The sequence below is a fragment of the Bradyrhizobium sp. Kon56 genome (assembly GCF_055807635.1).
In genome coordinates this window covers 1-386 of sequence record NZ_JBVVOU010000188.1, presented here as the reverse complement: position 1 = coordinate 386, position 386 = coordinate 1, and the positions used below count along the sequence as shown (strand labels likewise).

The 386-nt window shown below is 63.0% G+C and carries 1 protein-coding gene; it reads right to left on the bottom strand.

Annotated elements, in window-relative coordinates; all coding sequences use genetic code 11:
• Window positions 1-386 (bottom strand): aminotransferase class I/II-fold pyridoxal phosphate-dependent enzyme (locus AC0L3B_RS38565; RefSeq protein ID WP_473382872.1); only part of this gene is annotated, 386 nt, incomplete at both ends.

Genomic DNA, 386 nt, shown 5'->3' with positions numbered 1-386 from the left:
CGCTCTTGCTTGAAGTGCCGCACGATCACCCCTTGCTCACGCAGTTTGGCCGCGAGGCCAGCAGCGTCGTGCCGTGGATGGCGCGCGAAGATGAAGTTGGCCGCTGACGGCAACACCTCAAACCCTTTGCCTTCCAGTTGCGCGACGAGCTTGTCGCGGCTGTCGATCACCCGTTGGCAGGTTTTCTCGAAATACTCACGGTCCTCGAACGCCGCCGCCGCACCGACAATCGCCAGCCGATCCAGCGGATAGGAGTTGAAGCTGTTCTTGACTCGCTCCAGCGCTTCGATCAGGTCCGGGTGACCTACCGCCAACCCGACGCGTAGCCCGGCCAGTGAGCGCGACTTGGACAGGGTCTGCGTCACCAGCAGGTTCGGGTAGCGATC